Source organism: Streptomyces sp. CA189 (assembly GCF_056428985.1).
Window position 1 is genome coordinate 1 of the sequence record NZ_JBWJVM010000082.1, and the last position, 13,354, is coordinate 13,354.

Below are 13,354 nucleotides of genomic sequence, written 5' to 3' on the forward strand. Positions count from 1 at the left end.
GGGTGCCGTGCTCCGTACGGCGGCATCGTGCGTACGCCCACTCCCCCCGCGGGGACGGTCATTCCGGCGCCGCGCGCGGCGGACACGTTCGAGGGATCCGCCGGGTCCGACTCGGCGTCCGGTTCCGAACTTCCGCAGTGGTCAGCGGAGTTGCCCGCATCCGCGGACTCCCAGGGCGGCGGATACGACATCCTGCCGCCTTCGCGGCCCCGACCCCAGCCCCAGACGCCGGAGGCCGGGTACGGATTCCCGCCCGCGCAGCAGCAACAGCAGCCCCAGCCCCAGCCCCAGCAGCCGGACCCCGGCTACGGGTTCCCCCCGCCCGCCCAGCAGCAGCAGCAGTACGCCGACCCCCGCGGCGGCGGTCAGTGGCAGCAAGGCCCCCAGGGCCCCGGCCCCCAAGGCCCGCAGGGCCCCCACGGGCACGATCCCCGCTACGGCGCCCCCCAGCCCTCCGGCGGAGCCCCCCTCGGCTACACCGCCGCCGTCGAGCTGTCCTCCGACCGCCTGCTCCGCGGCAGGCAGAAGGCGAAGAGCGGCAACAACGCCCCCGGTGGCGGCCTGTTCCGCTTCGGCGGCAAGGCGGCCGAAGCCGAGCGGCGCCGCAAGCTGGAGCTGATCCGCACCCCGGTCATGTCCTGCTACCGGATCGCCGTCATCAGCCTCAAGGGCGGCGTCGGCAAGACCACGACCACCACCGCCCTCGGCGCCACCCTCGCCACCGAGCGCCAGGACAAGATCCTGGCCATCGACGCGAACCCCGACGCCGGCACCCTCGGCCGCCGCGTGCGCCGCGAGACCGGGGCCACGATCCGGGACCTGGTCCAGGCGATCCCGTACCTGAACTCGTACATGGACATCCGCCGGTTCACCTCCCAGGCGCCCTCCGGTCTGGAGATCATCGCCAACGACGTGGACCCGGCCGTCTCGACGGCCTTCAACGACGAGGACTACCGCCGCGTCATCGAGACGCTCGGCCGCCAGTACCCGATCATCCTCACCGACTCGGGCACCGGCCTCCTCTACTCCGCCATGCGCGGGGTCCTGGACCTGGCCGATCAGCTGATCATCATCTCGACCCCGTCGGTGGACGGCGCGAGCAGCGCCAGCACCACCCTCGACTGGCTCTCCGCGCACGGATACGCCGACCTCGTCTCGCGCTCCCTCACCGTGATCTCCGGGGTCCGCGAGACTGCCAAGATGATCAAGGTCGAGGACATCGTGCGGCACTTCGAGACCCGCTGCCGCGGTGTCGTCGTGGTCCCCTTCGACGACCACCTCGCGGCCGGCGCCGAGGTGGACCTCGACATGCTCCGGCCCAAGACGCGCGAGGCCTACTTCAACCTCTCCGCCCTGGTCGCCGAGGACTTCATCCGCGCCCAGCAGCAAGCGCCGCAGAACCACTGGGGCCAGCCGCAGCCGCCCCAGCAGCCCTACCCGCAGCCGCAGGCACAGCCGCAGCAGCCCCAGCAGCCGCAGCCCCCGTACGGGCAGCAGCCCTACCCCACCCCCGGCCAGCCCTGGCCCCAGCAGCCCGGTCAGCCCCAGCCCGGCGGGCCCCCGCGCGATCCGCGCCTGGGCTGACGGAGCCGGCACGCGCACGAGGGCCCGTACCACCCCCGGATTCCCCGGGACGGTACGGGCCCTCGCCCGTTGTTCCAGTCCAACAGCCCGTCAGCCCGTCGGCCCTCGGGGCCGTCAGCGCTCCGCGTCGTACGCGTCCGTCAGCACCCGCGCGCGCTTCACGTCGTCCGCGATGGCCTCCAGGAGCCCGTCCAGCGACTCGAACTTCGCCATCCCGCGCACGTAGGCGAGGAAGTCGACGGCCACGTGCATGCCGTACAGGTCCAGCCCGATGCGGTCGATCGCGTACGCCTCCACGGTCCGCTCGGTGGCGTCGAACTGCACGTTCGTGCCGACCGAGATCGCCGCCGGCATCCGCTCGCCGTCCGCCGTGAGCCAGCCCGCGTACACCCCGTCGGCCGGGATCGCGGTGTGCGGCTGCGTCTCCACGTTCGCCGTCGGGTAGCCGAGCTCGCGCCCGCGCTGCGCGCCGCGCACCACGACGCCCTCGACCCGGTGCGGGCGCCCCAGGATCTCGGCCGCGCCGTCCATGTCGCCCTGCGCCACGAGCTTGCGCGCGAGCGTGGAGGAGAACGGCACTCCGCCGCCCGCTTCGCCGCGCTCGACCAGGTCCACGACCTCGACCTCGTAGTCGTAGGTGGCGCCGAGCTGCCGCAGGAACTCGACGTTGCCGGCGGCCTTGTGGCCGAAGCGGAAGTTCGGCCCCTCGATGACCGCCAGCGCGTGCAGCTTGTCGACGAGCACCTTCACGATGAAGTCGGCCGGGGACAGCTGCGAGAACTCCGCCGTGAAGGGCAGGATCAGCAGCGCGTCCACACCCAGCCCGGCCATCAACTCGGCGCGCCGGTCGTAGGGGGCCAGGATCGGCGGGTGGCTGCCGGGGCGGACGACCTCGCTCGGGTGCGGGCTGAAGGTGACGACGACGGAGGGGACGCCGAGCTCCCGGGCCTTGGCCACGGCCCGTCCGATGATCAGCTGATGACCCCGGTGGACGCCGTCGTAGGAGCCGATGGTGACGACGCCGCGTCCCCAGTCCTGGGGGATGTCCTCCAAGCCACGCCAGCGCTGCACTGTGACCGCTCCTCGCCCGAACCCTTTAGGCCCTGTCCTGGTTGCCGATTGCAGGTCTAAGACTGCCATGCCGGTGGCCGCTGCCCATCATCGGCGTCGTGCGGCGGGCACGCGCTGTGGGCCAGGGTCTCGACGGTCCGGCGCGCGCTCGGCCCCAGCAGTGCCGCCGCCTCCTGCGGCGCACGCTCCAGCCAGGAGGCCACGAGCGCCCCGAAGGCCGGCTCGGCGCGCGCCAGCTCGACCGTGCGCCGCTCGAAGACGGCCGGCCCGCCCGGTGCCCGCAGCAGCTGCCGGCCTGTCCGCCGCAGCAGTTCCCGGGTACGGTCCGGGGCGCCCGCGGCCGCCCCCGCCGCCAGCGCGCCGAGGAAGGTGTCGAGCACCGACGGGTCGAGCTCCTCGCGGAGCAGCGCCTCGGCGAGCTCGCCGCGGAGCGTGTACGAGGCCTCCGTGCCCGGGGCGGCCAGTACGCCGGCCAGCGCGGCCCGGACCGGAGGCGGGCCGGAGCCCAGCAGGTCCCGGACGAGCGGGCGGAGCACGGGGGCGGCCGCCAGCCCCTGTTCGAGCCGCCGGTCCACGAACTCCGCGGCGTGCGCGGCGTCCTGCGGATGCCCCGCGAGGTGGTCCCGTACGAGATCGGCCGCGCGCCGCGCCAGGCCCGGCGTGGTCAGCGCGGCCAGCGCGCGCACGACCTCCCCGTCGGCCCGCTCCCGCAGGGCGGCGAACACCGCGTCCGGGTCGGGCAGCACGGGGAGCGCGGCGACCAGCGCGGCGGCGGGCAGCCGCGGACCGCGCCCGGGGTCGCGGAAGCAGGCGAGTGCCTCGGGGAGGTAGCGGGCCCGTACCTGGGGGTCGCGGAGCAGGATCCCGAGGGCGCTGCCGTGCAGGGAGGCGTCCGCGGGGCGGGCGAGGAGGGCCTGCGCGGCGTAGCGCAGCAGCTCCCGGTCGGCGGGTGTCCGTACGTGCGGGGCGGTGAGCGGCCCGTACGCGGCGGCCGCGACCCGGCGGCCGGGCCGTTCGTCGTGGGCCCAGCGGTCCACGGCCCGGCTGAGGGCGGAGGGCTCGTCCTCGGCGAGTACGGCGAGCAGCTCGTCGGCGCGGGGGTGCGCGGCGGTGACGAGCGCCTCGGCGAGGTCGTCGACGGCAAGGCTGCGGTGGGTGTGCAGCAGTGCCTGCGCGGCGGTGGCGACGGTGGCCCCGGGCCGCCCGGTCAGCCGCCGCTCGTCGCGGAACCAGCCGCAGAGCAGCGGCTGCACGAGCCGCGGTGCGCGGACCAGCCGCCGGGCGGCGGCATCGAGGAGGCGGTGGTCATGGGGCACCAGCCCCCTCAGCAGTGCGAACCGCTCGGCCTCGGCCACCCGCACCCGGGTCCAGAACCACCCCCCGAACTCCCCCTCTTCGGAGTCCCCGCAGTCCTGGGCGATCCCCGCGCCGCCCGTCTCCTCGGGGCTCCGCGGGTCCCCTGCGGTACGGGGTCCCGCCCACCCGGTGACGCCTGGCGGGCCGGGGTCGCCCAGGGCGCCCGCGTACGCCGCGGAGCCGGCCGGTGTCGGGTCCGCCGGGGCCGGGGCCGGGCGCGGTCCGTCCGTCCCGGGCGGGGTCCGGGTGCCGCCGGCCGGGGCGGGCCCGGCCTGGTGTCCGGCCTGGTGTCCGGCCAGGTGTCCGGCCAGGTCCCGCAGGACCGGGAGGTACGGCGTGGCGTCGGGGGCGCCGAGCAGGGTCTCGCCGACGAGGCGGGCGGCCCACCACCGGGGTTCGGGGCCGGTGGCCTCCCCGAGCAGGGCCACGAGCCGTGCCAGCACCGCTGCCCGCTCCCCCGGCGGAAGCAGGCGCAGGGCCTCCAGCACAGGCCCGATGCGGTGGCGGGGCACGTCGCGGCCCAGGGTGTCCAGGGCGGCGGGGAGGTCCAGGTGCGCGGCCTGCACCCAGTCGGCGAACTCCTCGTGGGCGAAGCGGTAGCCCTCGCCGGCAGGCCCCAGCAGCCCCTCGGCGAGCACCGCGGAGGCCCACCCCGACCGCCAGGGGAACAGTTCCTCGAAGGAGGCCCGGTCCACGTGTCCCCGGCCGGGTCCCAGACACCGCCGGGCGGCTTCGTGCACCCGCCCGGCCACCCGCGCGGCCAGCCGGGCCGCCCCGGGTCCGTGCACCCCGGCCGGGTCCGGCCCGTCGGCGCCGCCCGGGTCCGCGGCCCCGCCGGGTCTGCGGGGCTGCGGGAGCGCGGCGGACACCCGGACGGCCACGCGCAGGCACAGCAGGTCCAGGTACGCGGCGAACACCTCGTCGCGCGACGGACCGCCCGCGGTGACCCCGGCCGCGCGGATCTCCGCGAGCAGCCGCAGCGTGAGCGGGTGCCGGACGTCGGCTCCGGCGACGGCGTCGGCCGGGATCCCCAGCCGGGCGCGGGCCGAAGCCGCCTCCTCGGGGGTGAGATCGCCGATCGGGACCGCGGGCGGCAGCCGCCGGGCCGGCCGGGCCGGGGTGTGGAGCATCCCCGGCGGGTAGAGCCGCCCGGCCGACTCCCAGTGCTCGGGACGGGCGGCCAGGACGAGGCGGGCCCCGCTCGCGCCGAGCCAGGCGGCGGTGGCCGCGGTCCACGGCCCGGCCCGCCCCGCGAGCCGCGGCGGCATCTCCTCGGGCCCGTCCAGGACGACGAGCAGGGCCCGCCCGGCCGAAGCCACGAGTGCGGCCAGCTCCGACGCCGGGTCGGGCCCCGGACCGGCGGCCGGCACTTCCAGGATCCGGCCCGCCTCCGTCAGCGCCCGGGCCACGGCGTCGGCCAGCGAGGTGTCCTCGGCCCGCAGGTCGGCGCCGCGCAGCCAGAGGGTCGGGGCCGGGCGCGGGCCGCGGGCTCGGCGTACCGCCAGGGCGGCGAGGGCGGTGGTGCGGCCGGTGCCGGGACGGCCGACCAGGGCGAGGACCGGGCGGTCCCCGGCGGTGAAGGCGTCGAGTTCGGCGGCGATCGCCGGGCGGTCCACCGGCTCCGGTCCCCCGGCGGCGAGGGCCGCGCCCAGGGTGGTCCCGGTGAGCTGCAGGGCTCCCGCGAGGTTCAGGTCGGCGCCGTAGCCCGGCACGGTGGCGGCGTTGCGTTCCAGCAGCGCGGCGAGGGGCCCGCCCGGATCGGCGGCGGCCGCGGCCGCGAGGGGCACGGCGAGGCCCCCGGAGCGGTGCTCCGCCCGCAGAGCGGTGCCCAAGACCGCGAGCACCGCTCCGGTTCCGGCGTCCAGCACCGGCCCCCCGCAGACCTCGCCGCCGAGCCGCAGCGCGTCGCGCCCGTCGGTCCCGATGGCGAGTTCCAGCGCCGCGGGGAGCAGGTGCGACCGGTCCGTCGCCCGGTAGGCGGCCTCGGCCGCGCCGAGCACCCGCGCCTGGCGCCAGCCCCGCGCGGACAGCCGTACGTACGTCCCGGGAGCGATCACCCCCCGCGGCGCGACCGGCAGCGGCCGGACCCCGAGCCCGTCACTGCGTACGAGCGCCAGTCCAAGCTCCGGCAGGGCGGTCACGTCCGAGGCCCCCGCCGTCCAGGTCCGCTCCCCCGGCGCCGGCCCGTGCAGGACCAACCGGGCCAGTCCGTCCACCGCCGCGTGGCTGGTGAGCACCGTCCCGCGGTCGTCCGCGACGAACCCGCTCCCCCGCGGCCGCCCGGCGAGATCGCAGATCCTGATCAGTTCCGCCGTCACCGCACCACTCCCCGCCGCGCGTGCCCCGTAGGCACGACGGTAGGCAGGTGAAGATCAGCAAGAACAGCACGCGTGGCGAAAGCGCCCCCTTACGCTCCCTCCATTCACTCCGAGCGCCTGCTCGGACGGGTGAATAAGGGGGTCCGGGTGGATAGAGACCTACCCGAGGGGGGTCGTGGAGCGGTGAGCAGCAGTCCCTGTGCGCTCACCGCTCCACGTCAATCGAAGGCCGGGCGGCCGCCGCCTCGGCCGGGTCCGGCGGATCAGCCGCATCGGCCGATCGGCCGGATCAGACGAAGACGGCGAGCGACTTCGCCTTGCCGCCCTTGCTCTCCACGAGCCCGAGCAGCTGCCCGTCCGGCCCGTAGACCGCGACCGCCTTGCCGGGCTCGTACTCCTCCGGCATGTCGATCCGCACGCCGTTCGCCAGCAGCGACGCCCGCCGGGCGTCGAGCTCCCAGCGCGGGAACGCGGCGGCCGCCGCGTCGCCGATCGGCATGACGGTCAGCTCCTCCTGGAGCTGGTCGAGCGTGCGCGCCCGGTCGATCTTGTACGGGCCCACCCGCGTGCGCCGCAGCGCCGTGAGGTGCCCGCCGACGCCGAGGTCGGCGCCGAGGTCCCGCGCGAGCGCGCGGATGTACGTACCGCTGGAGCAGACGACGGAGACGACGAGGTCGACGACCTTGGTGCCGTCCTCGGCCTCCGCCTCCCGCATGTCGTACACCTGGAACGAGGAGACGGTCACCGGGCGGGCCGGGATCTCGAAGTCCTCGCCGTCGCGGGCGCGCTTGTAGGAGCGCACGCCCTTGATCTTGATGGCGCTGACCTTCGACGGGACCTGCATGATCGCGCCGGACAGCTTGGCGATGCCCGCGTCCACGCCCTCCCGGGTGACGCCGGTGGCGTCGGTGGACGAGGTGATCTCGCCCTCGGCGTCGTCCGTCAGGGTGTTCTGGCCCAGCCGGATGGTGCCGAGGTACTCCTTCTCCGTGAGCGCGAGGTGGCCGAGGAGCTTGGTGGCCTTCTCGACGCCCAGGACCAGCACGCCCGTCGCCATCGGGTCGAGCGTGCCGGCGTGGCCGACGCGGCGGGTCTTGGCGATCCCACGCATCTTGGCGACCACGTCGTGCGAAGTGAAACCGGACGGCTTGTCGACGATGACCAGGCCGTCCGGAGTCTTCCCTGCGTTGGTGCTCATTACGCGGATGCGTCCCCGTCTTCGTCGGCGTCAGCGTCGTCGGCGTCGTCCTCGTCGGGCTTCTTGTACGGGTCGGCCTCGCCGGCGTACTGGGCGCCGGAGGAGACCTCCCGCACCTGGGCGTCGGAGGTGCGCGCCTTCTCGAGGAGGTCCTCGATGCTCTTGGCGGTCTCCGGGAGGGCGTCCGCCACGAACGTCAGGGTCGGCGTGAACTTGGTCTGCGCCGCCCGGCCGACCGCGGAGCGCAGGACGCCCTTGGCGCTCTCCAGGCCCGCCGCCGCGCTGACCCGCGCCTCGTCGTCGCCGTACACCGTGTAGAAGACCGTGGCCTCCCGCAGGTCGCCGGTGACCCTGGTGTCCGTGATGGTCACGTGCGTACCGAGGCGGGGGTCCTTGACGCCGCGCTGCAGCTTCTCGGCCACCACCTCCCGGATGAGGTCCGCCAGCTTCTTCGCCCGCGCATTGTCGGCCACTGGTCCGTCTCCTTCTTAAGTCTTGCGGTCAGTCTTCATCACCGTGCAGCCGCCGTCGTACCGACAGCAGCTCCACTTCCGGACGTGCCGCGACCAGCCGCTCGCAGCGGTCCAGTACATCCGAGAGGAACCCCGTGTCCCCACTCACCAGAGCAACCCCTATGCGGGCCCTGCGGTGCAGGTCCTGGTCGCCCACTTCAGCCGCGCTCACAGAGAACTTGCGCTGGAGCTCGGCCACGATGGGCCGGACGACGGAGCGTTTCTCCTTCAGCGAGTGAACGTCGCCGAGGAGCAGATCGAAGGACAGAGTCCCCACGTACATGCAGTTCCGGATATCCCGCCGGTGCGGGTTCGGTGGCCTGCCGGCCGTCGCGCGGCAGGGTCATCAGAACCGTACACGCAACGGCCGGGGCCGATCGACGGATATTCCGCCGACCGGCCCCGGTGTTACAGCTACCTACGACACGGTGCGAACCGCCTCGCGCTTACGCGCGGGGCTTCTCGCGCATCTCGTACGTCGCGATGACGTCGTCGATCTTGATGTCGTTGAAGTTGCCGAGGTTGATACCGCCCTCGAAGCCTTCGCGGATCTCGGTGACGTCGTCCTTGAAGCGGCGCAGACCGGAGATGGTGAGGCTCTCGGCGATGACCTTGCCATCGCGCAGGAGCCGCGCCTTGGTGTTGCGCTTGACCTCGCCGGACCGGATGAGGACACCGGCGATGTTGCCCAGCTTGGACGAGCGGAAGACCTCGCGGACCTCCGCCGTACCGAGCTCGACCTCTTCGTACTCCGGCTTGAGGAGACCCTTGAGGGCCGCCTCGATCTCCTCGATGGCCTGGTAGATCACCGAGTAGTAGCGGACGTCGACACCCTCGCGCTCCGCCATCTGCGCGGCACGGCCGGCCGCACGGACGTTGTAGCCGATGACGATGGCGTCGGAGCCCATCGCCAGGTTGATGTCGGACTCGGTGACCGCACCCACACCGCGGTGCAGGATGCGGATGTCGACCTCTTCGCCGACGTCGAGCTGGAGCAGCGAGGACTCGAGAGCCTCGACCGCACCGGACGCGTCACCCTTGATGATGAGGTTGAGTTCCTGGACCAGACCGGCCTTGAGGACCGAGTCGAGGTCTTCCAGGGACACCCGGCGGACGCGCTTGGCGAAGTTGGCGTTGCGCTCACGCGCAGCACGCTTCTCGGCGATCTGACGGGCGGTGCGGTCCTCGTCGACGACGAGGAAGTTGTCGCCGGCGCCGGGGACGTTGGTGAGACCCAGGACCAGGACGGGGGTCGCGGGACCCGCTTCCTCGACGTTGTTGCCCTTGTCGTCGAGCATGGCGCGCACTCGGCCGTAGGCGTCGCCCACGACCATCGTGTCGCCGACGCGGAGGGTACCGCGCTGGACGAGGACGGTGGCGACGGCACCGCGGCCGCGGTCGAGGTGGGACTCGATCGCAATACCCTGAGCGTCCTGCTCCGGGTTGGCGCGCAGGTCGAGCGAGGCGTCGGCGGTGAGGACGACGGCCTCGAGCAGGGAGTCGATGTGCAGACCCTGCTTGGCGGAGATGTCGACGAACATCGTGTCGCCGCCGTACTCCTCGGCGACCAGACCGAACTCGGTGAGCTGACCGCGCACCTTGACCGGGTCGGCACCCTCGACGTCGATCTTGTTGACCGCGACGACGATCGGAACGCCGGCGGCCTGGGCGTGGTTGAGCGCCTCGATCGTCTGCGGCATCACGCCGTCGTTGGCCGCGACCACGAGGATCGCGATGTCGGTCGACTTGGCACCACGGGCACGCATGGCGGTGAACGCCTCGTGACCCGGGGTGTCGATGAAGGTGATCTTGCGCTCTTCACCGTTGACCTCGGTACCGACCTGGTACGCACCGATGTGCTGCGTGATGCCACCGGCCTCGCCCGCAACGACGTTCGTCTTGCGGATGGCGTCGAGCAGTCGGGTCTTACCGTGGTCGACGTGACCCATGACGGTCACGACCGGCGGACGCGGCATGAGGAATTCCTCGCCGCCCTCGTCCTCGCCGAACTCGATGTCGAAGCCCTCGAGGAGCTCGCGGTCCTCTTCCTCCGGGCTGACGATCTGAACGACGTAGTTCATCTCGCCGGCCAGCATTTCGAGGGTCTCGTCGGAGACGGACTGCGTGGCAGTGACCATCTCGCCGAGGTTCATCATCACGGCGACGAGCGACGCCGGGTTGGCGTTGATCTTCTCCGCGAAGTCGGTGAGGGAGGCACCGCGGGACAGGCGAACGGTCTCGCCGTGACCACGCGGCAGCATGACGCCGCCGACCGACGGGGCCTGCATGGCCTCGTATTCCTGGCGACGCTGGCGCTTGGACTTGCGACCACGACGCGCCGGACCACCGGGACGGCCGAAGGCACCCTGCGTGCCACCACGGGCACCGGGACCACCGGGACGCCCGCCGAAGCCGGGACGACCGCCGCCACCGGCACCAGCCGGACCGCCGCCGAAGCCGCCACCACCGGGACGGGGACCACCGAAGCCGCCACCGCCGCCGGGACGCGAGCCCGGACCGGCCGGACGACCGGCGAAGCCGCCGCCCGCGGGACGACCGGCGCCACCGGCGCCGCCGGGACGGGGACCGCCCGCACCGGGACCACGGCCACCGGGGCCGCCACCGGGACGGGGACCGGGACCACCGGCAGCGGGACGCTGCGGCATCATGCCCGGGTTCGGACGGTTACCACCGGGGGCACCACCCGGACGCGGAGCGCCGCCCTGCGGACGGGGCATGCCGCCCGGGGTCGGACGACCCGCACCGGCACCCTGCGGGCGCGGAGCGCCGCCGGGGCCGCCCTGCGGGCGGGGGGCACCCTGGCCGCCACCGGCACCGGGGGCACCGGGACGGGGAGCGCCGGCCGGACGGGGCGCCTGCGGGCGCGCCATGCCGGTGGAGCCACCAGAGGTGAACGGGTTGTTGCCCGGACGGGGACCGGCCGGACGGGCGCCCTGCGGACGCGGTGCCTGCGCACCGGGACCGGCGGGACGCTCGGCGCGCGCCGGAGCGGCACCGGCCGGACGCGGAGCGCCGGGACGGGCGCCGGACTGGCCGCCCTGGGCCGGACGCTCCGGGCGCTGCTGCGCCGGACGCGGGCCGGGGGTCGCGCCGGGACCGGCGGGACGCTCGGTGCGCGCCGGAGCCGAGGCTGCCGGAGCCGCCGGAGGCGCGGAGAACTCGGTCGCCACGGGAGCCGCCGGAGCGGGCTTCGGGGCGGCCGGAGCCTTGGGACCGGGACGCGGACCACCGGGGGCGGCGGTCGGGGTCACCGGGGCGGGGGCGCTGACGGCCGGGGCCTCGGCAACGACCGGCTTGGGGGCCGGGGCGCCGGGCTTCGGGGCAGCGGGACGTGCAACAGCACCCGGGGTGGGAACCCCGGGCTTGGCGGGGGCGGCCTTGCGGGGCTCACCCGGCTTCGCAGCGGACTTGCCGGCGTTGCCGCCGGGGCCCTGCAAAGCATCGGTCAACTTGCGTACGACCGGCGCCTCGATCGTCGAGGACGCCGAACGGACGAACTCACCGAGTTCCTGGAGCTTGGCCATGACGACCTTGCTCTCAACTCCGAACTCCTTGGCGAGTTCGTATACCCGGACCTTAGCCACTTCGCTCCTTTTAGGTCCGGGTTACGCCGGACCGTCTCTACTTCATGCTCGTACTCATCGCGTACTCATCGAGGGGTGCTCATCGCAATCTCGACCTACTTCCAACTCGCGAGGTACCTGACCGCACGGTGATCCGTGCCGTACTACTTGCTTACGGTGTCGCCTCGGCCTCATCGGCCACGGCTTCGTGCAATTCCGCCGCGTCGAACGGTCCTGCGGACTTGAAGGCCCGGGAGAACGCCCTACGGCGGACAGCCTGGTCGAGGCAGACCACGGCGGGGTGCACGTAGGCACCCCGGCCGGGCAGCGTACCGCGAGGATCGGAGACACATTTGTCACCGACCGCCACGATGCGCAGCAGATCGCTCTTGGCCGCTCGCTCCCGACACCCCACACAGGTGCGTTCGGGGCATGCGCGGGCTTGCGTCCGGCCAGACACGCTTAAGTCTACCTCCCCGCACCGACCTCACCCCTTCGGGCGAAAAATCGAACGGATGTTGTCGTGATCACCAGTGCCGGGTCACGCCGCCGAAACCTCGGCGGCGGACAGCCGTGCACGTCGAGCAGGGCTCTTGTCGTCCCTGCCGTTCCTGTGTACCGCCCGGACAGCTCCGGGCGGTAGCGGTTTTATTCCCCGCGGCGGTCGTCGCGCCGGTCGTCCCGGCGCTCGTCGCGACGGTCATCGCCCCGGTCGTCGCGGCGCTCGCCGCGGTCGCGGTCGTCCCCGTCCGAGGGCTGCTCGGTGTCGGGACGGATGTCGATGCGCCAGCCGGTGAGGCGCGCGGCGAGGCGGGCGTTCTGGCCCTCCTTGCCGATGGCCAGCGACAGCTGGTAGTCGGGCACGGTCACCCGCGCGGAGCGGGTGTCCCAGTCGACGACCTCGACCTTGCTCACCCGGGCGGGTGACAGGGCGTTCGCGACCATCTCCGCCGGGTCGTCCGACCAGTCGACGATGTCGATCTTCTCGCCGTGCAGTTCGGCCATGACATTGCGCACACGGCTGCCCATCGGGCCGATGCAGGCACCCTTCGGGTTGAGGCCGGAGCGGGTGGACCGGACGGCGATCTTGGTGCGGTGACCGGCCTCACGGGCGATCGCGCAGATCTCGACGCTGCCGTCGGCGATCTCCGGGACCTCCAGCGCGAACAGCTTCTTCACCAGGTTCGGGTGGGTGCGCGACAGGGTCACGGACGGACCGCGAACGCCCTTCGCCACCCGCACGACGTACGACTTCAGGCGCAGTCCGTGCGTGTACTCCTCGCCGGGGACCTGCTCCTGCACCGGCAGCATGGCCTCCATCTTGCCGATGTCGACGAGGACGTTCTTCGGGTCCTTGCCCTGCTGCACCACGCCGGTGATGACATCACCCTCGCGGCCCAGGAACTCGCCGAAGGTCAGGTCGTCCTCGGCGTCGCGCAGACGCTGGAGGATCACCTGCTTGGCGGTCGTCGCGGCGATGCGGCCGAAGTCCGACGGGGTGTCGTCGAACTCCTTGGCCTCCTGGCCCTCTTCCAGGTCCCTCGGGTCCTCGGTCGCCCACACGATCACGTGACCGTTGGTGCGGTCGAGCACGACGCGTGCGCGCCGGAAGCTTCCCTCGGTGCGGTGGTACGCGATGAGGAGGGCCGACTCGATCGCTTCGACGAGCAGGTCGAAGGAAATCTCCTTCTCCCGGACCAGACCCCGCAGGGCACTCATGTCGATGTCCAC

Annotated in this window: 9 protein-coding genes; 1 reads left to right on the plus strand and 8 read right to left on the minus strand. The window is 73.5% G+C overall.

Features of this window, described 5'->3' with window-relative positions; genetic code table 11:
- Nucleotides 1–1,584 (plus strand): MinD/ParA family ATP-binding protein (locus AC061S_RS37070; protein WP_478690273.1); only part of this gene is annotated, 1,584 nt, incomplete at its 5' end.
- Between the two features lie 114 nt (nt 1,585–1,698).
- On the opposite strand, the gene AC061S_RS37075 is transcribed toward AC061S_RS37070, so the two are convergent.
- From AC061S_RS37075 to nusA, 8 genes are all read right to left on the minus strand, one after another.
- The gene (locus AC061S_RS37075) at nt 1,699–2,655 is read right to left on the minus strand and encodes a bifunctional riboflavin kinase/FAD synthetase (RefSeq protein ID WP_478690274.1); all 957 of its coding nucleotides are present in this window, start codon (nt 2,653–2,655) and stop codon (nt 1,699–1,701) included.
- Nucleotides 2,656–2,711: 56 nt separating this feature from the next.
- Nucleotides 2,712–6,329: a serine protease gene (locus tag AC061S_RS37080; RefSeq protein WP_478690275.1), complete on the minus strand. Its 3,618-nt coding sequence runs from the start codon at nt 6,327–6,329 to the stop codon at nt 2,712–2,714.
- A gap of 289 nt (nt 6,330–6,618) precedes the next feature.
- Nucleotides 6,619–7,527, minus strand: a complete 909-nt coding sequence (gene truB / locus AC061S_RS37085; protein WP_478690276.1) for a tRNA pseudouridine(55) synthase TruB — start codon at nt 7,525–7,527, stop codon at nt 6,619–6,621.
- Entirely contained in the window at nt 7,527–8,000 is a 474-nt protein-coding gene (gene rbfA, locus AC061S_RS37090; protein ID WP_478690277.1) for a 30S ribosome-binding factor RbfA, read from the minus strand. The genes truB and rbfA overlap by 1 nt, the downstream gene beginning before the upstream one ends.
- Nucleotides 8,001–8,028: 28 nt before the next feature.
- A complete protein-coding gene (locus tag AC061S_RS37095) occupies nt 8,029–8,322 on the minus strand; it encodes a DUF503 domain-containing protein (protein WP_030161467.1) in 294 nt (97 codons plus the stop codon).
- A 163-nt stretch (nt 8,323–8,485) separates the two neighbouring features.
- Nucleotides 8,486–11,644 (minus strand): translation initiation factor IF-2, encoded by a 3,159-nt coding sequence (gene infB, locus AC061S_RS37100; protein ID WP_478690278.1) that lies wholly within the window; start codon nt 11,642–11,644, stop codon nt 8,486–8,488.
- A gap of 151 nt (nt 11,645–11,795) precedes the next feature.
- The gene (locus AC061S_RS37105) at nt 11,796–12,083 is read right to left on the minus strand and encodes a YlxR family protein (RefSeq protein WP_478690279.1); all 288 of its coding nucleotides are present in this window, start codon (nt 12,081–12,083) and stop codon (nt 11,796–11,798) included.
- Nucleotides 12,084–12,271: 188 nt separating this feature from the next.
- Entirely contained in the window at nt 12,272–13,354 is a 1,083-nt protein-coding gene (gene nusA / locus AC061S_RS37110; RefSeq protein ID WP_478690280.1) for a transcription termination factor NusA, read from the minus strand.